Origin of the sequence: Rheinheimera sp. (genome assembly GCF_037442345.1) — a bacterium.
GTDB lineage: Bacteria > Pseudomonadota > Gammaproteobacteria > Enterobacterales > Alteromonadaceae > Pararheinheimera.
Genome location: NZ_JBBIQL010000036.1, coordinates 1 through 24,032, shown reverse-complemented (window position 1 = coordinate 24,032; position 24,032 = coordinate 1). Strand labels below are relative to the sequence as shown.

Below are 24,032 nucleotides of genomic sequence, written 5' to 3'. Positions count from 1 at the left end.
ACCATCGACCAACGGATTAAAAGTCCGCTGCTCTACCAGCTGAGCTAATGACCCCTGCCGCGGACGCATATCTTACTTATTTAAAGCGCCAGTGCAACCAAAAATTATCAGAAAGCTGCTTTTCTTCGACTGTTTGCTGAAAAAGCCAGCACCCACCTTTTCAACTCTGGCAGGTTTTTGATTTTCTGCACAAAAAAACAACCCCGGACTAAGCCGGGGTTGTTTTTCAGTAAGAGAATTACAGTGTATCCAGTTTGGCTTTTGCTGCCTTGGCTGGCTTTGACTGAGGGTATTTATTGACCAGCAGCTGATAAAACTGTTTGGCTGCTGCCACATCACCATCTCTTTCGGCCAACTGGCCTAATTTCGCCAACGCATCAGCCGCTTTACTGGATTGCGGGTACTGTGAAACCACCCGTTCAAACTGGGCCTTGGCTTTCAAGGTTTCATTTTTAGTAAAGAATAACTGCCCTAACCAGTAATATGAATTCGGCACATAACCTGAATCCGGGTATTCCCGAACGAACTGTTCGAAAGCCGGAATGGCCGCGTCATAATTGCGGTCTTTCAACACCAGATTGACGGCCGCTTCATAAGCACCACCTTCAGAGGCATTAGCTGACACCACTGGCTCTGGTTCAACAGCTCCGGCGTTTTGATCTTGTCCACCAAGTACAGCTGCAGGGTTACCACCAGGCGCAGGCTCGTTGGTGACAGCTGGAGTAACCGGGGTTGGATTGGTTGCAGACGGTGCCTGGCCTGACCCCAGACGTCTGTCCATTTCCTGATAGATATTGCGTTGTTGCTGCAATATTTCTTCGAGTTTGTAGGCGTGTGTCTCAGTGACTCCGCGCAGTTCAGCCACTTCATCTAACAGAGCAGACAGCTGTTGCTGCATTTGCAACTGAGCATTCGCTCGCGCCTCAACCACACGCTCCAGCGCTTCAATACGCTCAGCGGTGGAATTGTATTTGGGTTTGACGGTGGTACCGCCCGTGCGGGACAGATCGGCTACAGGAGCCGGATCTGCCCACAGGGCAATACTAATCACCGAAAGCGCAGTAATTACAGATTTTTTCACTACTTTGCTTCGTTCGTTGAATTAGTAAACTAAAACAGCGCGACGGTTTTTAGACCATGCACTTTCGTCGTTGCCTTCAACAGCTGGCTTCTCTTCACCGTAGCTGACTACTGACATTTGGCCAGCAGAAACACCCAGGTTAGCCAGGTACTGTTGAACTGACTGACCACGACGCTCGCCCAGGGCTACGTTGTACTCTGGAGTGCCACGGGCATCAGTGTGACCTTCGATAGTCACGTTGATGTTAGTGCGGGCACGCAGGAAAGCAGCGTGAGCTTCCAGAACAGAGGCGAACTCTGGACGGATGGCTGATTTGTCGAAGTCGAAGTAAATGGTGTTGTCCTGACGCAGCGCTTCCAGTTGCTGACGCAGCAGCTCTTCAGCTGACAGACCTTGCTCTACCACTTGGTTCGTGTTGGCACCAGTGTTTGCATCAGTAGCAGCGACTTCGTCAGTTGAGCTACAGGCAGCTAAAGTTAACACTGGCACTGCAACTAACAAACCTTTTAAAACTTTATTCAAGTTCATGATGTTGTCCTTAGTATATCGATTAACCAAATTTTCGTTTTTTATAAAAATGGTGACCAGGCCGGCGATTTAACTCTGCCGTTTGCTGCCGGTAACCGTGCTTTAAAGCGCCCATCCATAGATACCAGTGCCAGTACTTGTGTCGAACCGTACAAAGTACTATAAATTATCATTGAGCCGTTAGGCGCAATGCTTGGTGACTCGTCCAGATAAGTGCGAGTCAACACTTGCATATAGCGGCTCTCCACATCCATGCGGGCGATATTATACTGACCATTTGTTCGGTTGACCATAACAATACCACGCCCATCCGGAGTGTAAGATGCAGCTAAATTCATTTCGCCTTCAAATGTCACCCTTTTGGTAACACCTGACGCAATATTCACACTATAAATTTGTGGGTTTCCACCACGTTCAGAACTAAATAATAACTCTGTACCATCCGGTGACCATGCAGGTTCGGTGTCAATGGCCCTGTGGCTTGTCACTCGTTTCAAGGCTTTGGTCGCAATATCCATGACATAAATTTCAGTATTGCCATCTTTGGATAACATCATCGCCATTTTACGGCCATCCGGTGACCAGCGAGGGGCACCGTTGATGCCTTTAAAACTGGTTAAAATACTACGGCGACCTGTGTAGATATCCTGAATATAAATCTGTGACTGACGTTTTTCAAAAGTGACATACGCCAGTTTAGTGCCATCAGGTGACCAGGCCGGAGACATCAAAGGCTCTTTGGCACGCAGCAGCACCTGTTCGTTTTCGCCATCATAATCAGCGACAACTAATTGATATCTAAAGTCAGCACGGTCCCGTACTAACACATAGGCTATTTTAGTTAAAAATGCACCACGCTCACCAGTTAATTTTTCATAGACGATATCGCTGATACGGTGTGCATACTGGCGGAACTGATCACCACTGATGGTAATTTCACGGGCGTCCAGTACAGGGCTGACACCTGTAGTTAATTGACCACCAATCAGGGCTGAACCTGAACCGCCCGTGCCAGCACCTTTAAAGACGTCCATCAGTTCAAAACGTACCACATAGCGGTTCACACCCACTTCACGGATGCTGCCCGTGACCACAGCTTCAACACCTTGTTTCATCCAACGCTGGTAATCAATGTCCTGACTGCCTTTGGGCTGTTGTGGCATCCGGCTTGCTGCCAGCGGATTAAATTTACCACTGCGCATCAGGTCAGCGGAAACCACATCAGCAATACGCTGGTTTGGCAGATTTGAACCTTCAAAGGTGAAAGGCACTATCGCCACTGGGCGCGCACTGTCCACACCGTCGGTAATCACAATCTCCAAACTGCTGGCCTGAGCTTTCACACTCGACACCAGCGCCAGAGTAAGCAAGGTTTTTCCTAGTAACTTCAGCATCTTGTTATCTCAGTTCTGGTTTCAAAATTGGCGTTAAATCTTTCAGCGCATCATACACATCCGGATCCGGCGACATTGGGAAGTTCCCAGCCTTCTGAATCGCCCTCATGGCAGATTCACATAAAGCGCGGTCGCCGTCCAGCACATCGGCGGAAATGACAAAGCCATTGGGCGCCAGTCGCATCCGTACCCGACACTCTTTGCCACGCATGGTGTCATCAACAAACCAGTTCTGCTGAATTTTCGCCACGATCATTGCCAGATAACGCTGTTTCTCTGTCAGGATCTGACCGGCTTTGGCGGCACGACGCGCTTCGGCTTCAGCTTCCATTTGTTCCTGCATCATTTCTTCAGCCGCATCCCGTTCCCGCTGTTCACGGTCGCGTTTTTCCTTTTCAGCTTTTTCTTTGGCTGCTTTTTCTTTCGCGGCTTTTTCCTTTTCTATTTTCTCTAGCTCTTGCTGCTTTTTCTTTTCCTGCTCTTTTTTCTTTTTCTCAGCGTCTAATTTTTTTTGTTTCTCAGCTTCAGCTTCTTTGCGTTTCTTTTCATCAGCAGCTTTTTTTGCAGCCAGTTTCTTTTCCTGTTCCTGCTTTTTCTTTTCTAACTCTTGCTGCTTCTTTTTCTGTTCTTCCTGGCGTTTTTCGCGTTCAACACGTCTCTTGTCTTCTTCTATTTTCTGCTGTTTGCGCTCTTCCGCTTTGCGTTCCTGTTCTTTCTTTTCTTTAATTTCTTTCACCTGCTCTTCATACGCAGATTTGTCCACAGTGGTTGCTTTTAAGGGTACTGCTGCCGCCATATCACCAGGCATCGGCATCACCAGTACTTCTTCACTGCGGAAAAAATTAAAGTTCGCTACTAACAACACCACCAGTAACAGATGTAAACCAGCGGAAATAATAAGCGACCTTTTAAACGCCGGATCCATTAGTTTGACTCCACATCCTCAGTCATCAAACCAACTGCAGGAGCCCCGGCTTGTTTTAATAAGTTCAGTAACTGAATAATCGCGGCGTAATTCACCCGGCCATCGCCCTTAATGATGACCTGTGTGCCTGGTTCAACCTGCAAGGTCGCAGCTACTTCAGACTGCAATTCCTGTGCAGTAAAAGGCCCTTTGTTATTGCCGTCTTTTTCAAAGTAATAGAGGCCACCTTCATCGACTGTTGCCACCAGTGGTGTTTTGCCATCTTTCATTTGCTCAATGGGTTCAGCTTCAGATTTCGGCAGTTCAACATGCACCCCCTGCGTAATGATGGGAGTAGTGACCATAAAAATGATCAACAGCACCAACATCACGTCGATGTAAGGCACAACGTTGATTTCAGCGACCATACGACGTTTTTTACGCACGTACATCAGTTGGTTTCTCCACTGGCAACAGCCTGGCGATGCAGAATATTGGCAAATTCTTCGACAAAGTTGGCGTACGCATTTTCCAGCTGTTCCACTTTATGCGAAAACTTGTTGTAGGCAATTACAGCCGGAATAGCGGCGAACAAACCAATAGCGGTCGCGATCAGCGCCTCGGCGATGCCTGGAGCAACCATGGCTAATGTGGCCTGTTGGACCGCCCCTAAAGCGATAAAGGAATTCATGATGCCCCAGACGGTGCCAAACAGACCAATGTATGGGCTGATGGAGCCAACTGTTGCTAAAAACGCCAGGCTGGTTTCCAGACGCTCGACTTCACGAGACAATGCCACACGCATGGCGCGCTGGGTGCCTTCCATCACAGAGCCAGCATTGCGGCTGGTTTTGTGTAAGCGGGCAAATTCTTTGAACCCCGCTTTAAATAAAGCCTCCAGCCCGGTGGCTGACGCTCTGGCACTGACTTCATTGTACAGCTTGGATAAATCCACACCTGACCAGAATTTGTCTTCAAATTTAACCGTATCTTCCGAAGCCTGCTTCAACACTTTATTACGCTGAATAATCATGGCCCAGGACATCACAGAGGCTGCCACGAGGATCAGCATCACTACCTGAACCACCCAGCTCGCATGAAGAATTAAATCAACTACAGAAAGTCCGCCCGTTGCCACCAGATAACACCCCTAAAATGTCGCGAGGTATCGCACTCGCTTTCATTAATGATAATTTGACACACGCAATACTAACCTCAGCTGAACAGAGTAAGTCTGCGTTTTCATTATAAATTTCCTGCCAGAACACCATGCTGGCCTTCTTTAACTGCCGTATTTCGCTTTTTACTGTCAGTAGTTGATTAAACCGCGCCGGCGCTTTATTTTCCATCAGCACTTTGCGAACTACAAAAGCGATATCCTGAGCCAGCAGACTGTCCTGCTCCACCCCCAGGGTTCTTAACCATTCAGTTCGGGCTCTTTCGAAGAATTTCAGATAGTTAGCATAATACACTATGCCACCTGCATCGGTATCTTCATAGTACACTCTGATATCAAGCTGATGGATTTCTGACATAAGGCCGTTTTGCCGTCCAAATTGCGCGCTATGATATTTGAGGCCTGTGGCGAACTCAACAGGCCAGCAAGCCCCCAAATCAAAAATATTTTTTCCGCTTACAGCTTCAGTTTTTCATTTTCCTGCTACAGAGACCAATTTCCGCTCAAAAGTTTCATCTCCACGATAAACCAACAAAAAACACCGACCAGCCGCTGGGGGCTGCCCGCCACAGACTACCCCAAAATTTATAATACTTACGACGCCCCAATGCAGTGCATCTGATAAAAGCTATAGTCTGCAGCAATTGAATTCTGCGAATCCAGTATAAAATTCACACCAAACGAATATCTATTCACATTAATAAAACTAATCTCAAAACAAAGTTTTTCTCGTTTGAAGTCATTACTCTAACTTTCTACAATGCGCACGTGTTCTGCACTAGCGCAACGTCAGCCTGGCTGATGTAGTGACGAATACATGGTGATGTGACCGCTCTGTAGCAGAGGGTTATGTTGCTCTCTCAACATGTTCCCTGGATTTTGAAGATTTACTTCAACTTGTTGCATTCGCCCGCTTTTAGCGGGCTTTTTTTTGTTCCGGGTTTCCTGCACTTCCCCCTTCCAGCCAACGACAGCTTGTCCTGCTGCGTCGCTGCCACAGGCGAACACCCCGCACGAATCTATATCTCAAACATCAGGTACATCAAAAATGCAGCCGGACTTGTCAATGGTCATGCAACCTGCAGGGCATAAAAAAGGCGCACCGGGGCACGCCTGTACAAGGAGCTGTGATGGAAGGCCCGGTTAGTCCTGATGAGGTAAATCAAAACCAAAGTGCTTATAGGCCGCGGCAGACACAATGCGGCCTCGTGGCGTACGCTGGATAAAACCTTGTTGGATCAGGAAAGGTTCAATCACATCTTCAATGGTTTCTTTTTCTTCGCCTATGGCTGCTGCCAGGTTTTCAAGGCCTACAGGGCCACCGGCAAATTTCTCTATAATGGCCAGCATCAGCTTTTTGTCCATATAGTCAAAACCCTGAGCGTCCACATCCACCATATGCAAAGCCGCAGAGGCAACTTCGACCGTCACCTGCCCATTGGATTTCACCTGCGCATAATCCCGCACCCGGCGCAATAATCTGTTGGCAATACGTGGGGTGCCACGGGAGCGCCGCGCCACTTCGGTGGCCGCCTCAAGGTCCAGTTCCAGATTGAGGAAATGGGCTGAGCGTTTGACAATCTGTGCCAGCTCTTCGGTTTTATAAAACTCCAGCCGCTGCACTATGCCAAAACGATCCCGCAGCGGCGAAGTTAAAGCCCCGGCACGGGTGGTAGCGCCAATCAGGGTAAAAGGCGGCAAATCCAGTTTGATGGAGCGGGCTGCCGGGCCTTCGCCGATCATAATATCCAGCTGATAGTCTTCCATCGCCGGGTATAAAATCTCTTCCACCACCGGGCTTAACCGATGAATTTCGTCGATAAAGAGCACATCGTTCGGTTCAAGGTTGGTTAACAACGCCGCCAGATCGCCGGCTTTTTCCAGCACAGGCCCCGAGGTATTTTTGATATTGACGCCCATTTCATTGGCCACCACCATCGCCAGCGTGGTTTTCCCCAAGCCAGGTGGTCCGAAGATCAACAAGTGGTCCAGCGGCTCTCCCCTGCCCCGCGCCGCTTCGATAAAGATGCTCATTTGCTCCCGCACATGGGCCTGCCCCGTGTAATCCGCCAGGGTCTTAGGCCGGATGGCACGGTCTATCAGTTCATCTTCGCGGTTGGCGCCAGGCCCTAACAGACGGTCAGCTTCTATCATCAATGGTTTCCGTTAAATCATGCTGCGAAGTGCCAGCTTAATCAGCTGCTCACTGCTTAAATCCGGTTGTTTGACTTTTTCCACTGCTTTGGCGGCTTGTGTGGCACTGTAGCCCAAAGCAACCAAAGCGCTGATGGCATCATGTTCTGAATTTTCCACCAGTTCAAAAGAATCCACGTCGTCGCCCTGCAGCACCAGATGGTCGGTCACTGGTGTGGCTATATTCAGGCCCCAGTCTTTTAAGCGGTCGCGCATTTCCACCAGCAAACGTTCGGCGGTTTTTTTGCCCACTCCGGGTAACTTGCACAAGGTGCTGATGTCGTCCTGCTGCACACAACGGACAAATTGCTGTGCCGTCAGGCCAGACAGAATCGTCAGGGCCAGTTTCGGCCCTATGCCATTGGCTTTCAGCAACTGGCGGAACAGGGCCCGTTCGGCGGCAGAGTGAAAGCCATACAGCAACTGCGCATCTTCCCGCACCACAAAGTGGGTATAGATCATCGCTTCCTTGCCAGTTTCCGGCAACTTGTAAAAGCTGGTCAGTGGCAATTGCACTTCGTAGCCGACACCGGCCACTTCAATTAATAAATCCGGTGCCTGCTTTTCCAGGATCACCCCACGTAAACTGCCGATCATTGGAGTCCTTGTCAGCGCAGGCGGCGGCGCACTGTTTTGGTCGCCTGCCCGGCCATATGAATTAAACTTTGCTGAGTATGCCCATGACATAAAGCCACAGCAAGGGCATCGGCGGCGTCGGCCTGCGGATTGCCAGGTAACTTCAACAAGGTGCGCACCATATGCTGCACCTGGGTTTTGTCCGCCGCACCAGTGCCCACCACGGCCTGTTTCACTTGACGGGCGGAGTATTCAAATACCTCCAGCCCTGCCACTTTAGCCGCCACTATGGCCGCCCCCCGGGCCTGCCCCAACTTCAAGGCGGAATCGGGGTTACGCGCCATAAAGACTTGCTCTATCGCAAACACCTCTGGCTTGTTTTGCTGAATAATTTCGCTGATGCCGTCAAAAATCTGTTTCAGCCGGTCCGGAATGTCATTCAGGGTCAGACGGATACAGCCGCTGGCCAGGTATTCAAACTTCTGGCCCGTCTGACGCACCACCCCGAAACCAGTCAGCCGGCTGCCTGGATCTATGCCAAGAATGATCACTTAATCCACCAGCGCCATTACCTCATCGGCAATGTCGGCGTTGTGGTAAACGTTTTGCACGTCGTCAAAATCTTCCAGCATATCAATCAGCTTAAAGAACTTCTGCACTGTGTCAGCGTCGATAACCGCCTTGGTGGACGGTACCATGGTCACTTCGGCATGTTCAGCGTTCAGACCTGCCGCTTCCAGGGCTTCATTCACATCCACAAAAGCTTCAGGTGCGGTCAGCACTTCAAAAGATCCGTCGTCATGCGGTACCACATCATCAGCACCGGCATCCAGCGCCACTTCCATCAACTGATCTTCACTAACCCCTGGCGCAAAACTAAAGACCCCTTTTTTGGCAAAGAGGTAAGAGACTGAACCGTTGGTGCCAAGGTTACCGCCGTATTTGGTAAAGGCGCTACGCACATCCTGCACTGTACGTTTCAGGTTGTCTGTCAGGGTCTCGACAATAATAGCCACACCATTCGGGCCATAGCCTTCGTACGTCAGCTCTTCGAAGTGTTCGCCGCCAGACTCACCGGCACCGCGTTTAATGGCTCTTTCCATCACGTCGCGGGATAAGTTGTTCAGCATGGCTTTGGCAATGGCTGAACGTAATCGTGGGTTTCCTGCCGGGTCGGCACCGAATTTGGCAGCGACCGTCAGTTCACGAATGATTTTGGTAAAAATTTTTACCTTTTTGGCATCCTGACGCGCCTTGCGGTGCTTCATATTGGCCCATTTGCTGTGCCCTGCCATAACTCTCTCCATTGTGCTTTGGTTTACTCTGCACCTGTGGCTCTGCAGAGCAAAAAAAGGCGACTTACGTCGCCGGTTTTTCAGCTGGCTGCAGCACCTGCAGCCAGACCAGACATGTTATTGCGGTTTGGCGACCACAGAAATACCCAACTCGGCCAATTGCTGCGGGTTGGCAAAACCTGGCGCATCGGTCAGCGGACAGGCCGCAGTGGCTGTTTTCGGGAACGCCATCACATCACGAATCGAGGTAGCGCCAGTCATCAGCATCACCAGGCGGTCCAGACCAAAGGCCAGGCCAGCATGTGGGGGCGCACCATAACGCAGCGCCTCCAGCAGGAAACCAAACTTCTCAGCCGCTTCTTCGTCGCTGATGCCCAGCAGTGTAAAGACTTTGGCCTGCACGTCTGAGTTGTGAATACGGACAGAACCACCACCCAATTCAGTGCCATTGAGCACCATGTCATACGCATTGGACAACAGATTGCCCAGTTCCAGCTGGTCCATGGGGGTGTCCAGAAACGCCTGGGTATCCAGTGGCGAGGTGAACGGGTGATGCACCGCAGAGAAGCTGCCATCATCGTTTTCTTCAAACATAGGGAAATCCACCACCCAGAGTGGCTTCCAGCCAGGAACTGTCAGACCTAAGTCTTCACCCAGTTTCAGACGCAGCGCGCCCATGGCTTCACACACCACTTTATAGCGGTCTGCACCAAAGAAAATCAGGTCGCCGTTGTCAGCGCCAGTGCGGCTCAGCAATTCAGCAACAATGTCCGCCGTTAAGAACTTAGCCACAGGGGACTGAATACCATCCAGGCCGGCGGCTTTGTCATTCACTTTGGCCCAGGCCAGGCCTTTGGCTCCATAAATGCCGACAAAGGCGGTGTAAGCGTCAATGTCTTTGCGCGATACTTTTTCGGCCGCACCAGGCACTTTCAGCGCCACCACACGACCTTTCGGGTCGTTGGCCGGGCCAGAGAATACTTTGAAGTCGACGTCTTTCACTAAATCGGCAATATCCACAAACTGCATGGGATTGCGTAAGTCCGGTTTGTCAGAACCGTACAGGCGCATCGCTTCGTTAAAGGTCATTTGTGGGAACTCGCCTAAATCGACATTCAACTGCTGCTGAAACAACTGACGCACCATTTTTTCTGTGACTTCACGCACTTCAACCGCGCTCATAAAGCTGGTTTCGATATCGATTTGGGTGAATTCAGGCTGACGGTCTGCCCGTAAGTCTTCGTCACGGAAACACTTCACAATTTGATAGTACCTGTCCATGCCGGACATCATCAGCAGCTGCTTAAACAGCTGTGGTGACTGAGGCAACGCAAAGAACTGACCTTTGTGGGTGCGGCTTGGCACTAAATAGTCGCGTGCACCTTCAGGTGTTGCCTTGGTCAGAATAGGGGTTTCGATGTCCATAAAACCATGGCTGTCCATAAAGTTACGGACAAAACTGGTCACTTTGGCGCGGAACTTCAGACGGTCGCTCATCAGCGGGCGACGCAGGTCGAGGTACCGGTATTTCAGACGCTGCTCTTCACTGTTGTTCTGGTTAAAGTCCAGCGGCAGCGCCGGAGACTTGTTCAGAATAGTCAAGGCTGAGGCATAAACTTCCACTTCGCCGGTCGCCATGTCTTTATTCACCTGCGACTCAGGACGGGCCCGCACAGTACCAGTAATTTGCACACAAAACTCGTGCCGCAGGCTGGAGGCCTGTTCAAACAATTCGGTCAAATCCGGATCAAAGAATACCTGCACCAACCCCTCTCGGTCCCGCAGGTCGATAAATATCAGACCACCTAAATCACGACGGCGGTTCACCCAACCGCACAGGGAGACTGTCTGGCCTACGTCTGAAGCCTTTAATGAACCACAATAATGGCTGCGCATTGCTTATCCTTTAATCCGAGCTATTTGTCAGCAAAAATGAGGGCTCATTATATAGAAATGAAGGGCTTTGTCACGGCTTCCTGCTGCTGAATCTGTATTGGTTTTTTCCCTGCTGCTTCACCTGATACATCAACTGATCCGCCACTTTGAGCAGTTGCGTTGCATCTGTACCATCCTGTGGATACACCGAAATGCCAATACTGGCAGAAACCCGGATCTGACAGACAGACAACACCATGGAGTCTTCCAGACACTGCAAAATTTTCTCTGCCACTATAGCCGCGTCGTCGCGGTCAATCAGACCGGTCAGCAATAACACAAATTCATCGCCACCAAAGCGGGCCACGGTGTCAGTTTTGCGCACGCAATACTTCAGTACCTGCGCCAGCTGCACCAGAAGTTCATCCCCAACATCGTGACCATACTGGTCATTGACCAGCTTAAAGCCATCCAGGTCCATAAATAACACGGCCAGCAGTTCGTTATGCCTGGCATGCTGATGAATAGCGCTTTGCAGCCGCTCCATAAACAAGGAACGGTTTGCCAGTTGGGTCAGCTCGTCGTGACCGGCCATAAAACGCATTTTTTCTTCCATTTGCCGGCGTAAATTCACTTCGCGACGCAACGAATAATTCCAAATCCAGAACACCAGCACCACGGCCACTGCAACAGCCACCACCTGCAGGATCAACTCAATCAACCGGCTTCTGTCGAGGCCCTGTTGAACATGCAAATTCAACCATTTGTCCTGAATGGTTTTTCTGTCGGCATCACTGATGGTTTGAATGCCTTTATTCAGCAACACCCGCAGCTGGGAATAATGTTTATGAATCGCAAAGTAAGAGGGTTCAGCTGGCAGATCCGCCGGGATCTGAACCCGCAAATTGATCAGTGCAGGGTCTGTCAGCACAACCCCCACCGCCACTATATTGTCCAGTACAAAATCCACTTCCCCTTTCAGCATTAAGTCAACCGCCTGTTCAATACTGGGCACCGCAATAAGCTCATGCTGAGGGAAAGATTTACGAAATTCGTGCAAATACTGATAATCCTGCATCATGGCAATACGTTTGGGTGGCATCGCTGCCACAGTCTGCACCGACTCCTGCTGAGCCTGCCCCAGTAGCACCCACTGCAAGGTCCAATAATCCACACTGAAATCGGCATAGGCCTGACGCTCAGGCAAATCGGACATATTGGCCACAGCAGCCAGCTTGCCCTGTTCGAAGTCAGCCACCAACTGCGACCAGTTTTGGTAAGGTTTGGCGGTCAATCTGGCGCCTAAACGTTGATTCAGCAGCGCCAGCACATCCGCGGTCATGCCCTGGAACTGCCCATCTTGACCAATGAATTCAATAGGCGGCCAGTTGGCCATCACGCCCACATTCAGCTCCTGCTGTGCCAGTTGCATTTCATCCGTACTCAACGGCACCTGCTCACGAAACTTCCGGTAGTACGCTGACATCGCAGGGTCCAGCCAGCGCTGCTCCAGTGCGATCAATTCGTCCAGACTGATCTGCGCAAAACCTTGTTGGATCTGTTGATACAACCGCTCATTGCCAGGGCGGATCAGTGAATGAATCGCACTGTCAAAACGGGGTTCACTCAAAGCGGTAAAAGCGGAACCGCTGTTCATTTCGTTCAGCCGTTTGACCACCATCAGATCAGCCGCAAAAAAACCGACTATCTGCTGGCGCTGGGCAGCATCGATCATGGCTTCCAGGGTCCGGTATTCCTGCCAAAGGATATCAGGGTACTGGCTTTTTAAATCAGCCGCATAGGTGGATGTATGCATGAGGCCTATTCGTTTGCCGGCCAAATCCGTCAGGCCTGTCACATGCGCTGAACTCAAGTGATAAAAAGAAGAACTCAGGTTGTACAGATGGTAGGCCGACTGCAACCCGGCCATTTTTTCCGGGTGCTGCATTTGTGCCATTTGCACATCAATGCGGCTTTTATGCAGATAGGCCAGCAGATCGTTCGATTGCCCCGGCATAAAAGCCACCTTGATACCGGTTTTCTCTGACCATAAGCGCCAGATATCGACAAAAAGCCCTTGTACCTCACCGGACTGGCTGACATGCATAAAGGGTTGATTGCCGACTGAGACGCCAATCAGCAGGCTGCCAGGATCCGTTGCCATCCCCAGCCATTTCCGTTCAAGTTGACCGATGAATTCTGCAGAGACGGCGGATGCCGCTTGCTGCAGAGCCTGCTGCAACTTTGTGTTGTTTTTATGGGTGGCAAAAGTCAGCTGAATTTGCTGCAAAGGAATTTTTTTATACAGAGGAAATAACAAGTCCAGCTGACTGAATTCCGGATACCTTGGAGACAGCCGGTCCAGACCGGTAAAGGCTTTAATTTCTCCGGCCAGCGCGGCTTTATACAGAGCGCTGGCATGGGGGTAAGTTTTCAGTGTAATGTCCGGCAGCACCCGTCGCAGCAGTTCCGCATGGGTGGCGTTCGCCACAGTACCCACCACCAGAGGCAACAAGTCGGCCAGACTGATCACCCGGTTCAGATCCCGATGCACAAATACATTGCTGGTCAGTTCCAGATAACTTTTGCCCAGCAAAAACTGTTGAGCCCGCACCGGCGTTTCTCCCAGTCCGCCGTGAAAATCCACTTTTTGTTCCGCCAGTAACTGCAGGCTTTGTGGCCAGTCGACTGCTATAAATTCCAAGTCCAGGTGCTGCGCTTCGGCCACCTGCTGCCAGAAATCCACCACCAGGCCTGCAGGACGGCCTTGCTCATCGGTAAACATATAAGGATAGGAATCATTGGAAACCGCTACTTTCAGTTGCGCCTTTAAGGCAGAGAGTTCCGCAGCCTGCAGTAAGGGCGCCAGTAACAGCATCAATACACAACTTAGAATCCTGAACATAGCGCCTGCATCATAATTTTTCGTACACTACGCGACTTTGGGGTTGCCAGCGTAAACGGATAAGATGACTTTGTATTTAGGCTGCCCGGTCTGGGCCAATACAGACTGGAAAAATCTGTTATATGACAATGACCTGGCGCCATCTGATTTCTTAGCTAACTATAGCCGCTTTTTCAATTCGGTCGAGGGCAATACCACTTTTTACGCCACACCGACGACAGAAAACATTCAGAAATGGCTGCAGCAAAGCCAGGCAGACTTTCGTTTTACGCTGAAATTACCCCGCAGCATCAGCCACCAGTTTGATCAGTGGCAACCCGAACTGCTGCACCAGTGGTTGCAACTGTTTTTGCCACTACGCAACAAAATTGGCCTGCTGCATTTGCAATTGCCAGCGCATTTCAGCCCGGCGGCTATGCCCTGGTTGCAACAAATGCTTGGCGCAGTGCGGCCGCTGTACCCTTTGGCTGTAGAAGTGCGGCACCCGGCATTTTTTGACAAAGCCGAACACGAAATCCGGCTGAACCGGCTGCTGCGGGATTGGGAAACAGAGCGGGTAATTTTTGATTCTCGTGCGCTGTTTTCGGTGGCTCCAACGACAGCCCAATTGGCCGAAGCGCAGCGTAAAAAGCCTTATTTGCCTGTGCACGCCATAGCGCTGAGTCAGACGCCGATGCTGCGTTTTGTCGGCGTCGATGATCCGGACAGGAACCGCCTTTATTACCAACCATGGCTGGGCAAGGTACGGCAATGGCTCCATGAAGGCCGCAGCCCCTATCTGTTTTTTCACAGCCCGGACAATCAAACCTCACCGCTGCTGGCCCGTCAGTTTGTGCAGGAATTGGGCATCAACCACCCGATTTTGCAGCCCTGGCTGGCACCGCCGCCTCAGCTTAACCTGCTCTGAGTTCGCAGCGTCACTGAATTCAGGTAAACTGGCGGCCGTTTTTTTGCTGCCGGTACCTTTTATGAACAAAGATCAGATTTATGCCGACCCTCTGGGTCATATTCAGGATTTCCGTTTTGACGCGACAGTGGTCGATGTATTTCCTGACATGATCCAACGTTCGGTACCGGGCTATCAGACCATCATTCAGACCATTGGCAAATTAACCGCCCGTTATCAGCAGGCTAACAGCCGCTATTACGATTTGGGCTGTTCCTTAGGCGCGGCCACCCTGGCGATGCGCCGCAATATAGCCGCTGAAGGTTGCGAAGTCATAGGTGTGGATAACAGCGACGCTATGGTTACCCGCTGCCAGAGCCATTTGCAGGCGTTTCGCTCCGATGTGCCGGCCCGGGTTGAACTGGGTGATATCCGTCAGGTTGAGATGAGCAACGCCGCCATGGTGGTCAGCAACTTTACCCTGCAGTTTTTACCACCAGACGACAGGGATCTGCTGGTCCAGCGCATTTATCAGGCGCTCAAACCCGGTGGAGTTTTTGTGTTGTCAGAAAAAATTGTCGAGCCGGATGCACTGACTCATGAGTTGTTGATTGACCTGCACCACGACTTTAAACGTGCCAATGGGTACAGCGAGCTGGAAATCAGCCAGAAACGCACCGCCCTTGAAAATGTGATGCGCCCGGACAGCAAAGTTCAGCATCAGAACCGGCTGGAAGCGGCCGGTTTCAGTCATATCAGTGTCTGGTTTCAGTGCTTTAACTTCTGCTCCATGGTCGCCATTAAACAGGGAGCCCCAATATGAGCCGCTTTAACGCCTTTTACCAGCAAATCGCCGCCAACGGATTGGCCCATTGGCTGACCAGCCTGCCCGCCCAGCTGGAACAGTGGGAAAAAGACGCCTTGCATGGCGATTTTAAGCAGTGGCAAAAAGTGCTGGATCATCTGCCAGAGAGCCCCCCAGGCACTGTGGAGATGAAAACTCAGGTCAGCTTTGGTGATGCAGACGCTTTGTCAGAAGGCGCACGTCAGCGCCTGCAAGTGCTCCTGAAACAGCTGATGCCGTGGCGCAAAGGGCCTTTTACCCTGCATGGCCTGACCATCAACACCGAATGGCGCTCCGACTGGAAATGGGACCGGGTGTTACCCCACCTCAGCCCGCTGGCTCATAAAACGGTATTGGATGTGGGCTGTGGCAGTGGCTATCACTTGTGGCGGATGCGTGGCGAAGGCGCAGGTTTTGTGGTGGGCATCGACCCTTCTCAACTCTTCTATTGCCAGTTTGAAGCCATTAAACACTTTAACCCAGACCCCGCGGTGCATTTGTTGCCCATTGGTATCGACGAGTTACCGGCTTTAAAAGCCTTTGACACTGTCTTTTCGATGGGCGTGTTGTATCACCGCCGTTCCCCTATTGATTTTTTAACTCAGCTGAAACAGCAACTGAAGCCAGGCGGCGAACTGGTGCTGGAAACACTGGTGGTCGAAGGCGATGTTCACACCGTGCTGGTACCCACTGACCGCTACGCCAAAATGCGTAATGTCTGGTTTATTCCCAGCGTGCCTGCGCTGCTGCTGTGGCTGGAACGGGTGGGCTTTAAAGAGGCCCGCCTGGTCGATTTGTCGGTAACCAGCCTGGAGGAACAACGCCGCACCGACTGGATGGAAAATGAAAGTCTGATTGATTTTCTTGACCCCGCTGATCATAGTAAGACTATTGAAGGGTATCCGGCTCCACTGCGCGCCGTGATTATTGCCCGCAACTGAGCCTCAGCCCCGGAGACACTGAATGCCGTACCGTCCCAAATCCACCATGGAGCAATGGCGTATTCTGCAGGCGGTGGTGGATGCCGGCGGTTACGCCCAAGCGGCTGATTTACTGAATAAAAGCCAGTCGTCTTTAAATCACGCCGTAGCCAAGCTGCAATCCCAGCTGGGGGTTGAACTGCTGGAAGTCAAAGGCCGCAAGGCGTTTTTGACCGAAGCCGGTGAGGTGATGTTACGCCGCTCCCGCTTCCTGACCCAACAAATTGAAGATTTGGAACTGCTGGCCTCCAACCTGAATATGGGCTGGGAGCCGGAAATCCGCATTGCGGTTGAACTGGTGTATCCAAAGCAGATTTTGTACCGCGCGCTCGCCAGGTTTCATCCTCTGTCACGCGGCAGCCGTATTCAGATTATTGATACGGTGATCACCGGCTCTACCGAAATGATTCTGGAGCATAAAGCCGATTTGGTCATAGCGGGGTCCAGCAGTATTCCGCGTGGCTTTATGGGCGAGCCTTTAACCGTGACTCAGATGTTTCCGGTGGTAGGGCCGCAACACCCGCTGGCGTCGGAACCGTCGCTCGACCTGAATGATTTAAGCCAGCATCTGCAGATTGTGATCCGGGACACCGCCAGCAAACCCAAAGATATTGGCTGGCTGAAAGCGGAGCAGCGCTGGACAGTCAATAACTTTTTTGAAGCGCTGGATATAGTGCGCTCAGGCCTCGGATTTTGCTGGTTGCCCGACTTTATTATTCAGGATGCGCTGGACGCAGGTCAGATTGTCCGGCTTAATATTCCCTTAAGTTCAGCCCGGGTGGTGCCGTTATCACTGGTGACGCCCAAAGAAGAGACTCTGGGACCGGGCAGTAAACAACTGCGGGAACTGCTGCTGGCAGAGCATCAACAACAAGAATGAACTGAGGAACTGAACTATGGACCAAAAACAAATTACTGAACTGATGCAGAGCGCCAGCATCGACGCCATCAAGTTTGTTTCCGACTTTGCCGGTGTGGAGCTGGATTTCAGTCTGGAATCTATAGTCCAGCTGGATCAGGTTCTGGCCCAGCTGAAACAACAGCATCAGCAAAAACACTATACAGCCGCAGAGCTCTTTACCTTAAGCTCGATCCTGGGCGCTTACACCGGCGAAGTGTTTATCCGTCACCGTGCCGGCCATTGGCATTATGACCAAAGCAACAGCGCCGAACCTTACACGGCCGTGAAGGTGAACGACAAAGATTTCCCTTTTGCTTCCATCTGTTATCACCAAATTGTCAGCCGTCCTGAAATGAGTTTATCCGCCTATTTTGCCAAAGCTTCAGAGGGTATTCGTCAGTAAATCCTTTTGTCAGCGGCAGTTCCAAGGTAAAATGCGCGCAATTTTTTTAGACCAACCTTTTCTAGCCATTGGGGACAGCCGTGAGCGAGCAAAAAACGTCGTTAAGTTACAAAGACGCTGGTGTGGATATTGACGCAGGTGAAGCTTTAGTTGATCGAATTAAAGGCGCGGTAAAACGCACCACCCGCAAAGAAGTAATTGGCGGTCTGGGTGGTTTCGGCGCTTTATGCCAAATCCCTGCCGGTTACAAAGAACCAGTTCTGGTGTCAGGCACAGACGGTGTCGGCACCAAGTTACGTCTGGCGATGGATTTAAAACGTCACGATGGCGTGGGTATCGACTTGGTCGCCATGTGCGTCAATGACATTGCCGTATCCGGTGCTGAGCCTCTGTTTTTCCTCGATTATTACGCCACAGGCAAACTGGACGTCGATACGGCCGCTACTGTGGTGGAAGGTATTGCCGAAGGGTGTCATCAGGCCGGTTGTGCGCTGGTTGGTGGTGAAACCGCTGAAATGCCTGGCATGTACCACGGTGAAGATTATGACATCGCCGGTTTCTGTGTCGGTGTGGTGGAAAAAGCCGACATTATTGACGGCAGCAAAGTCAAAGCAGGTGATCAGCTGATTGCGTTGGCTTCTTCAGGCCCTCACTCCAATGGTTTTTCACTGATCCGGAAAATTCTGGAAGTCAGCGGTCAGGACCCGCACACTCAGCTGGAAGGCAAAAGCATTGCTGACCACCTGCTGGCGCCTACCCGTATCTACGTGAAAAACCTGCTGGCGCTGATTAAAGCCCTGCCGGTGCATGCACTGTGCCATATCACAGGCGGTGGTTTCTGGGAAAATATTCCCCGGGTGCTGCCAGAACAGACCAAAGCCGTGATCAATGAAAGCAGCTGGCAGTGGCCTGCGGTGTTTAACTGGTTACAACAGCAAGGCAATGTTGAACGCTACGAAATGTACCGCACCTTTAACTGTGGTGTTGGCATGATTGTGGTGGTTCCGGCCGAGCAGCTGGATGCAGCCCTGACGCAACTGAAAGCCGCCGGCGAAAACGCCTGGCATTTAGGCGAAATTCAGACCGCCTCAGCAGATGAAGCTCAGGTCGTTATCCACTAATGAAATCCATTGTTGTACTGATCTCCGGCTCAGGTTCAAATCTGCAGGCAATCCTCGACGCCTGCAGCGCCGGTTTTATCCCTGGCCGGGTGAAGGCGGTGATCTCCAACAAAGCATCGGCCTATGGCCTGAAACGTGCTGAAACTGCCGGTGTCACCTCTGCGGTGCTGAGCCACAAGGACTACGACAGCCGCGAAGACTACGACACCGCCTTAATTCAGCTGATTGACAGCCATCAGCCTGATTTGGTGGTACTGGCCGGTTTTATGCGTATTCTGACCCCGGCTTTTGTGGCCCATTATCAGGGGCGTTTGCTGAATATTCATCCTTCGCTGCTGCCCAAGTACCAGGGCCTGAATACCCACCAGCGTGCTATAGATGCCGGTGACACCGAACATGGCTGCTCAGTGCATTTTGTCACGGCAGAACTGGATGGTGGGCCCGTGGTGTTGCAGGCCAAAGTGCCTATTTTTCCGGAAGACGATGCCGAACTGGTGGCTGCACGGGTGCATGAGCAGGAACACCGCATTTATCCTTTGGTGGTGCGCTGGTTTTGTCAGCAGCGTTTACAACAGAACGCAGATCAGGCATTGTTAGACGGCCAGGTCTTATCTGAACATGGATACGCTGATGACGAGGACAATGACTAAATGGCGCTTCGTAGCGCCGTTTTTTTTACTGTTAACACCGCTGCTTCTGCAGGCTGAAGAGCCGGCGCCAGCCCAGAGTCTTACACTTTTTGATGCCAAATACGATGCCTTTCGCTCCGGTAAAAAACTGGGCGAAGCCAAGCGCTACCTGAAACAAACTGACAGCGGCTATGAACTGGGCTATAGCAGCGACGTCAGTTTTCTGATCTTTGACGATAAACGCTCAGAAACATCCTGGTTTGTACTGCAGCAAGGCCGGGTGCAGCCTCAACGTTACCTGATGCAGCGCACTGGTACCGGCAAAGACCGCTATTACGAGCTGAATCTGGACTGGAGCCAGCAGCAACTGCTGGTTGGCAAAAAACGTCAGCCGAAAGCCCTGCCGTGGAATGCGCAGTGGCTGGACGCTTTGGGTTATCAGACCCAACTGGTGCTGGACTTGAAAGCCGGCAAAACCGACTTTGTCTACCAGGTGCTGAATCGCGACGGCAATGAGCGCGAGTACCATTACAAAAAAGCCTCGGAAGAATTAGTACTGCTGCCTTACGGTAAGCTGAAAACCATCCGGATTGAACGCACAGAAAAAGACAAGCAGGTGCTGGCCTGGGTGGCACCAGAGCTGGATTATCTGCTGGTCCGTTTATGGCAGGCCGAAGATGGCGTCGAGCAGTTTGATATTCAACTGTCTGAACTGAACGGTCAAACCGGCTCACCTAAATAGAACAGCTGGCTTTGGCCTGGTTGCATCACCTGCCACTGCTCATTACAGGTCAGTGGCATGGTGGCGATCACTGACACCACATCCTGGTCCGTGGTTTCCTTGGCAAAGTCGATATCCAGATCCACATCGGATAAACGCGCCACTCCAAAAGGCGCCCGTCTGGTGATCCAATGCAGTTTAGTGCTGCAATAGGCCAGCAGGTATTCCCCATCCGACAACAGCAGGTTAAAAACCCCCAGGGCCTGCAGCTCCGGACAGACAGCAGCAATAAACTCAAAAGCAGCCCTATGATCCGCTGGTGCGGTTACAAACTGCTGCTCCAGCCGGTGCAGCAAATAACAAAAGGCATGTTCACTGTCGGTTTGCCCCACCACCAGGTGCTGCCCAACCGGTAGTTGCTCAAACCCGGTCAACTGGCCGTTGTGGGCATAAGTCCAGTAACGGCCCCACAAAGTCCGGGTAAAGGGATGGGTATTCTCAAGCCCGATACCACCGCTGTTGGCCTGACGGATATGGGCCACCAGACTGGTACTTTTCAGTGGATAGTCCGTTAACAAACGGGCAATTTCAGATTGATAACTGGGTGTCGGGTCTTTGAAGCTGGTGACGCCTTTGCCCTGATAAAAGGCCACACCCCAGCCGTCTTTGTGTGGGCCTGTTTTACCGCCCCGCTCCCGCAGGCCTTTAAAACTAAAACAAAAATCGGTCGGCACATTGGCCGACATACCTAAAAGTTCACACATAGCAGCTATTGAAAGGCCTGAGCCATTGGGAATGAATTACACGCAGAGTGCAACAAAAACTGACAGCGAATCAAGCCCAATCTCAAGGAATGACTTGCATCTTAGCCCCGCTCACACTACTCTAGGTCGATAGTGGTCTGACCTCTAGATTTCAGGAGTATATGATGGACGTTTTAATTTTATTACTTGTGCTGTTTTTTACAGTCGCGGTGCTGGCCTACCACAGAGCCAGCCTGAGCCTGTTTACTGCAGCTATTGCCATTGAACTGGCTGTTGCGACTTTCACAGATACTGTGGGGCTGGCCAGCTGGATTATTTTTGCACTGCTTGCGGCGCCACTGAATATTGCTTCCGTGCGTCAGACTTACCTGACCAAACCGCTGCTGAAGCTGTACCGTAAAATTATGCCTGAGATGTCTTCCACTGAAAAAGAAGCGATAGACGCAGGCACCACCTGGTGGGAAGGTGATTTATTCCGCGGCTCACCGGACTGGCACAAGCTGCATAACTTTCCGAAACCACGCTTAAGCCCAGAAGAACAGGCCTTCCTCGACGGCCCCTGTGAAGAGTTGCTGCGCATGGTGGACGACTGGCACATTACACATGAACGTGCCGACATCCCGCCTCACGTCTATCAGTTCCTGAAAGACAAAGGCTTCTTTGCCATGATCATCAAAAAAGAATACGGTGGTCTGGAATTCTCTGCGTATGCCCAGTCTTGTGTGCTGCAAAAACTGACCAGCAAGAGCATGATCCTGTCGAGTACCGTCGGTGTGCCTAATTCGTTAGGCCCTGGCGAGTTGTTGCAGCATTACGGTACCAAAGAGCAGCAGGACTACTACCTGCCGCGTCTGGCCAAAGGCCTGGAAATCCCTTGTTTCGCGCTGACCAGCCCGGAGGCGGGGTCAGATGCCGGTGCTATCCCTGATTTTGGTGTGGTCTGTAAAGGCCAATGGGAAGGCAAAGAAGTGCTGGGCATGCGTTTAACCTGGAACAAACGTTACATCACGCTGGCGCCTATCGCTACCGTGTTGGGCCTGGCCTTTAAACTGCAAGACCCGGACAAGCTGCTGGGTGATAAAGAAGATTTAGGCATTACCTGTGCGTTGATCCCAACCAGCACCCCAGGGGTGAAAATCGGCAACCGCCACTTCCCGCTGAATGTGCCGTTCCAAAACGGTCCGACCCAGGGGAACGACGTCTTCGTACCGCTGGATTACATCATCGGTGGCCCGAAAATGGCCGGTCAGGGCTGGCGTATGCTGGTGGAATGTCTGTCCGTAGGCCGCGCTATCACCTTGCCTTCCAACAGCACGGGTGGCATTAAAGCCGCAGCATTGCTGACCGGTGCGTACGCCCGTATCCGTCGTCAGTTCAAACTGCCTATCGGCAAAATGGAAGGTATTGAAGAAGCTCTGGCCCGTCTGGGCGGTTACGCTTATATGTCAGAAGCGTCCACCACCATGTCGGTCGGTTCCATTGACCTGGGCGAAAAACCTTCGGTGGTATCGGCTATTACCAAATTCCATATGACTGAACGTATGCGTCAGGCCATTATCGATGCGATGGATATCCACGGTGGTAAAGGCATCTGTATGGGCCCGAACAACTACCTGGCCCGCGGTTATCAGGGTGCACCAGTAGCCATTACGGTGGAAGGTGCCAATATTCTGACCCGCAATATGATTATCTACGGTCAGGGCGCTATTCGTTGCCATCCGTTCGTGCTGGCTGAATTACAGGCTGCAGGCCTGGACGATGAACGTGCTGCTGTCACCGCCTTTGATCGTGCCTTGTTTGGCCATATTGGTTTTGCCATCAGCAACTTCTTCCGTTCTGTCTGGTTGGGTCTGACCAATGCGGCTTTCTCACAAAGCCCATACAATGACGCCACAGCCCGTTACTACAAACAGATGAACCGCTTCAGCGCTGCGTTAGCTCTGATGTCAGACGTAGCCATGGGAACCTTAGGCGGCGATTTAAAACGCCGTGAGCGTATCTCTGCCCGTTTGGGTGACATTCTGAGCATGCTCTATATCACTTCGGCTGTGCTGAAACGCTTTAACGATGACGGTCGTCCGGCGCAGGATCTGCCTTGTGTGCAGTGGGCCTGTGAGGACAATCTGTACAAAGCGCAGCAAGCTTTGGACGAGCTGATGGATAACTTCCCGAACCGCGCCGTCGGTGTGGTGCTGGGTAAATTGCTGTTCCCTTGGGGTCGTCGTTTACGTAAACCTTCAGATCAGCTGGATCATCAGGTTGCCCGCATTATGCAAACGCCTTGTGAAGCCCGTTCACGTCTGGCAGCCGGTGTTTACCTGACAGTTGAACCAAACAACCAGATTGGTCTGATTGAAAAAGCACTGACGGACATCCTGGCTGCCGAGCCGCTGTTTGATAAAGTAGCGCAGGCTGCCGGCAAACGTCTGCCCTTCTACCGTTTGAATGAAGTAGCGGAATTGGGCCTGTCGTTAGGTGTCATTACCGAGCAGGAAGCAGAAAAGCTGCGTGTTGCGGAACAAGGCCGCCTGCATACCATTAATGTCGATGATTTTGAACCGACCTATCTGGCCGCCGATAAATCCTTGTTTGCAGAAACTGCAAAGTCGTCTTCTGCAGCAGCCTGAACCGGCTCAGCTCTGACTGAAAAGCCTGCCTGAGTGCAGGCTTTTTTTTGCCTGCTAACCAGCAAACATAAACAATGCCCCGCAGGCAGTCAGCAGAGAGCCAATGAAACGGCAAGATAAAGGCGATGCGAAACGCAGAAAACAAAAAAACCGCTAAAGCGGCTTCTGAAAAGAGATGGTCGGTGATGCAAGATTCGAACTTGCGACCCCTTGGACCCAAACCAAGTG

The 24,032-nt window shown here is 51.5% G+C and carries 23 protein-coding genes; 9 read left to right on the top strand and 14 right to left on the bottom strand.

Annotation, left to right across the window (positions count from 1 at the left end; genetic code table 11):
• Window positions 1–238 precede the first annotated feature (238 nt).
• From ybgF to WKJ04_RS17380, 13 genes are all read right to left on the bottom strand, one after another.
• Window positions 239–1,081, bottom strand: a complete 843-nt coding sequence (ybgF, locus tag WKJ04_RS17440) for a tol-pal system protein YbgF (RefSeq protein ID WP_337881583.1) — start codon at window positions 1,079–1,081, stop codon at window positions 239–241.
• A gap of 21 nt (window positions 1,082–1,102) precedes the next feature.
• Window positions 1,103–1,609, bottom strand: coding sequence for a peptidoglycan-associated lipoprotein Pal (gene pal / locus WKJ04_RS17435; RefSeq protein ID WP_337881582.1), 507 nt, complete (start codon window positions 1,607–1,609; stop codon window positions 1,103–1,105).
• A gap of 41 nt (window positions 1,610–1,650) precedes the next feature.
• A complete protein-coding gene (tolB, locus tag WKJ04_RS17430) occupies window positions 1,651–3,003 on the bottom strand; it encodes a Tol-Pal system beta propeller repeat protein TolB (RefSeq protein WP_337881581.1) in 1,353 nt (450 codons plus the stop codon).
• A 4-nt stretch (window positions 3,004–3,007) separates the two neighbouring features.
• Window positions 3,008–3,928, bottom strand: a complete 921-nt coding sequence (gene tolA, locus WKJ04_RS17425) for a cell envelope integrity protein TolA (RefSeq protein WP_337881580.1) — start codon at window positions 3,926–3,928, stop codon at window positions 3,008–3,010.
• Window positions 3,928–4,359: a protein TolR gene (gene tolR / locus WKJ04_RS17420; RefSeq protein ID WP_337840530.1), complete on the bottom strand. Its 432-nt coding sequence runs from the start codon at window positions 4,357–4,359 to the stop codon at window positions 3,928–3,930. The genes tolA and tolR overlap by 1 nt, the downstream gene beginning before the upstream one ends.
• Complete coding sequence (gene tolQ / locus WKJ04_RS17415; protein WP_337840531.1) at window positions 4,359–4,979, bottom strand: protein TolQ; 621 nt, start codon at window positions 4,977–4,979, stop codon at window positions 4,359–4,361. The genes tolR and tolQ overlap by 1 nt, the downstream gene beginning before the upstream one ends.
• 37 nt (window positions 4,980–5,016) lie before the next feature.
• Complete coding sequence (gene ybgC, locus WKJ04_RS17410; protein ID WP_337881579.1) at window positions 5,017–5,442, bottom strand: tol-pal system-associated acyl-CoA thioesterase; 426 nt, start codon at window positions 5,440–5,442, stop codon at window positions 5,017–5,019.
• 785 nt (window positions 5,443–6,227) lie between these two features.
• Window positions 6,228–7,238, bottom strand: a complete 1,011-nt coding sequence (gene ruvB, locus WKJ04_RS17405; protein WP_337881578.1) for a Holliday junction branch migration DNA helicase RuvB — start codon at window positions 7,236–7,238, stop codon at window positions 6,228–6,230.
• Between the two features lie 12 nt (window positions 7,239–7,250).
• On the bottom strand, window positions 7,251–7,874 hold the full coding sequence (ruvA, locus tag WKJ04_RS17400) for a Holliday junction branch migration protein RuvA (protein WP_337881577.1): 624 nt from the start codon (window positions 7,872–7,874) through the stop codon (window positions 7,251–7,253).
• A gap of 11 nt (window positions 7,875–7,885) precedes the next feature.
• Window positions 7,886–8,404 (bottom strand): crossover junction endodeoxyribonuclease RuvC, encoded by a 519-nt coding sequence (gene ruvC, locus WKJ04_RS17395; RefSeq protein ID WP_337840535.1) that lies wholly within the window; start codon window positions 8,402–8,404, stop codon window positions 7,886–7,888.
• Complete coding sequence (locus tag WKJ04_RS17390) at window positions 8,405–9,148, bottom strand: YebC/PmpR family DNA-binding transcriptional regulator (protein WP_337881576.1); 744 nt, start codon at window positions 9,146–9,148, stop codon at window positions 8,405–8,407.
• A 117-nt stretch (window positions 9,149–9,265) separates the two neighbouring features.
• Complete coding sequence (gene aspS, locus WKJ04_RS17385) at window positions 9,266–11,044, bottom strand: aspartate--tRNA ligase (protein ID WP_337881575.1); 1,779 nt, start codon at window positions 11,042–11,044, stop codon at window positions 9,266–9,268.
• A 70-nt stretch (window positions 11,045–11,114) separates the two neighbouring features.
• Window positions 11,115–13,928 (bottom strand): transporter substrate-binding domain-containing protein, encoded by a 2,814-nt coding sequence (locus WKJ04_RS17380; RefSeq protein WP_337881574.1) that lies wholly within the window; start codon window positions 13,926–13,928, stop codon window positions 11,115–11,117.
• 64 nt (window positions 13,929–13,992) lie between these two features.
• Between WKJ04_RS17380 and WKJ04_RS17375 the strand changes: the two genes are divergently transcribed.
• The 8 genes from WKJ04_RS17375 (at window position 13,993) to WKJ04_RS17340 (ending at window position 20,434) form a co-directional block, all read left to right on the top strand.
• Window positions 13,993–14,835, top strand: coding sequence for a DUF72 domain-containing protein (locus tag WKJ04_RS17375; RefSeq protein WP_337881573.1), 843 nt, complete (start codon window positions 13,993–13,995; stop codon window positions 14,833–14,835).
• Between the two features lie 61 nt (window positions 14,836–14,896).
• Window positions 14,897–15,637, top strand: coding sequence for a carboxy-S-adenosyl-L-methionine synthase CmoA (gene cmoA / locus WKJ04_RS17370; RefSeq protein WP_337881572.1), 741 nt, complete (start codon window positions 14,897–14,899; stop codon window positions 15,635–15,637).
• The gene (gene cmoB / locus WKJ04_RS17365) at window positions 15,634–16,599 is read left to right on the top strand and encodes a tRNA 5-methoxyuridine(34)/uridine 5-oxyacetic acid(34) synthase CmoB (RefSeq protein WP_337881571.1); all 966 of its coding nucleotides are present in this window, start codon (window positions 15,634–15,636) and stop codon (window positions 16,597–16,599) included. Before cmoA ends, cmoB begins: the two co-directional genes overlap by 4 nt.
• Before the next feature lie 22 nt (window positions 16,600–16,621).
• Complete coding sequence (locus tag WKJ04_RS17360) at window positions 16,622–17,518, top strand: LysR family transcriptional regulator (RefSeq protein ID WP_337881570.1); 897 nt, start codon at window positions 16,622–16,624, stop codon at window positions 17,516–17,518.
• A gap of 16 nt (window positions 17,519–17,534) precedes the next feature.
• Window positions 17,535–17,942: a hypothetical protein gene (locus WKJ04_RS17355; protein WP_337881569.1), complete on the top strand. Its 408-nt coding sequence runs from the start codon at window positions 17,535–17,537 to the stop codon at window positions 17,940–17,942.
• Window positions 17,943–18,022: 80 nt separating this feature from the next.
• A complete protein-coding gene (gene purM, locus WKJ04_RS17350) occupies window positions 18,023–19,063 on the top strand; it encodes a phosphoribosylformylglycinamidine cyclo-ligase (RefSeq protein ID WP_337840544.1) in 1,041 nt (346 codons plus the stop codon).
• Window positions 19,063–19,713: a phosphoribosylglycinamide formyltransferase gene (gene purN / locus WKJ04_RS17345; RefSeq protein ID WP_337881568.1), complete on the top strand. Its 651-nt coding sequence runs from the start codon at window positions 19,063–19,065 to the stop codon at window positions 19,711–19,713. The genes purM and purN overlap by 1 nt, the downstream gene beginning before the upstream one ends.
• Window positions 19,694–20,434, top strand: a complete 741-nt coding sequence (locus WKJ04_RS17340) for a DUF3108 domain-containing protein (protein WP_337881567.1) — start codon at window positions 19,694–19,696, stop codon at window positions 20,432–20,434. The genes purN and WKJ04_RS17340 overlap by 20 nt, the downstream gene beginning before the upstream one ends.
• Here WKJ04_RS17340 and WKJ04_RS17335 read toward each other — a convergent pair.
• Window positions 20,413–21,177 carry a class II glutamine amidotransferase gene (locus tag WKJ04_RS17335; protein ID WP_337881566.1) on the bottom strand — a complete coding sequence of 255 codons (765 nt, stop codon included), beginning with the start codon at window positions 21,175–21,177 and terminating at the stop codon, window positions 20,413–20,415. The two genes, WKJ04_RS17340 and WKJ04_RS17335, sit on opposite strands and share 22 nt — an antisense overlap.
• Before the next feature lie 164 nt (window positions 21,178–21,341).
• On the opposite strand from WKJ04_RS17335, the gene fadE reads away from it, so the two are divergent.
• Entirely contained in the window at window positions 21,342–23,804 is a 2,463-nt protein-coding gene (gene fadE / locus WKJ04_RS17330) for an acyl-CoA dehydrogenase FadE (RefSeq protein WP_337881565.1), read from the top strand.
• The last annotated feature ends 228 nt before the right edge of the window (window positions 23,805–24,032 follow it).

What these genes read in the sequence shown, in the direction of transcription:
- pal (WP_337881582.1), bottom strand. Translation starts at nt 1,609, where the DNA reads ATGAACTTGAATAAAGTTTTAAAAGGTTTGTTAGTTGCAGTGCCAGTG.
- tolB (WP_337881581.1), bottom strand. Translation starts at nt 3,003, where the DNA reads ATGCTGAAGTTACTAGGAAAAACCTTGCTTACTCTGGCGCTGGTGTCG.
- tolA (WP_337881580.1), bottom strand. Translation starts at nt 3,928, where the DNA reads ATGGATCCGGCGTTTAAAAGGTCGCTTATTATTTCCGCTGGTTTACAT.
- tolR (WP_337840530.1), bottom strand. Translation starts at nt 4,359, where the DNA reads ATGTACGTGCGTAAAAAACGTCGTATGGTCGCTGAAATCAACGTTGTG.
- tolQ (WP_337840531.1), bottom strand. Translation starts at nt 4,979, where the DNA reads ATGCTGATCCTCGTGGCAGCCTCTGTGATGTCCTGGGCCATGATTATT.
- ybgC (WP_337881579.1), bottom strand. Translation starts at nt 5,442, where the DNA reads ATGTCAGAAATCCATCAGCTTGATATCAGAGTGTACTATGAAGATACC.
- ruvB (WP_337881578.1), bottom strand. Translation starts at nt 7,238, where the DNA reads ATGATAGAAGCTGACCGTCTGTTAGGGCCTGGCGCCAACCGCGAAGAT.
- ruvA (WP_337881577.1), bottom strand. Translation starts at nt 7,874, where the DNA reads ATGATCGGCAGTTTACGTGGGGTGATCCTGGAAAAGCAGGCACCGGAT.
- WKJ04_RS17390 (WP_337881576.1), bottom strand. Translation starts at nt 9,148, where the DNA reads ATGGCAGGGCACAGCAAATGGGCCAATATGAAGCACCGCAAGGCGCGT.
- aspS (WP_337881575.1), bottom strand. Translation starts at nt 11,044, where the DNA reads ATGCGCAGCCATTATTGTGGTTCATTAAAGGCTTCAGACGTAGGCCAG.
- WKJ04_RS17380 (WP_337881574.1), bottom strand. Translation starts at nt 13,928, where the DNA reads ATGTTCAGGATTCTAAGTTGTGTATTGATGCTGTTACTGGCGCCCTTA.
- WKJ04_RS17375 (WP_337881573.1), top strand. Translation starts at nt 13,993, where the DNA reads ATGACTTTGTATTTAGGCTGCCCGGTCTGGGCCAATACAGACTGGAAA.
- cmoA (WP_337881572.1), top strand. Translation starts at nt 14,897, where the DNA reads ATGAACAAAGATCAGATTTATGCCGACCCTCTGGGTCATATTCAGGAT.
- cmoB (WP_337881571.1), top strand. Translation starts at nt 15,634, where the DNA reads ATGAGCCGCTTTAACGCCTTTTACCAGCAAATCGCCGCCAACGGATTG.
- WKJ04_RS17360 (WP_337881570.1), top strand. Translation starts at nt 16,622, where the DNA reads ATGCCGTACCGTCCCAAATCCACCATGGAGCAATGGCGTATTCTGCAG.
- WKJ04_RS17355 (WP_337881569.1), top strand. Translation starts at nt 17,535, where the DNA reads ATGGACCAAAAACAAATTACTGAACTGATGCAGAGCGCCAGCATCGAC.
- purN (WP_337881568.1), top strand. Translation starts at nt 19,063, where the DNA reads ATGAAATCCATTGTTGTACTGATCTCCGGCTCAGGTTCAAATCTGCAG.
- WKJ04_RS17340 (WP_337881567.1), top strand. Translation starts at nt 19,694, where the DNA reads ATGACGAGGACAATGACTAAATGGCGCTTCGTAGCGCCGTTTTTTTTA.
- WKJ04_RS17335 (WP_337881566.1), bottom strand. Translation starts at nt 21,177, where the DNA reads ATGTGTGAACTTTTAGGTATGTCGGCCAATGTGCCGACCGATTTTTGT.
- fadE (WP_337881565.1), top strand. Translation starts at nt 21,342, where the DNA reads ATGGACGTTTTAATTTTATTACTTGTGCTGTTTTTTACAGTCGCGGTG.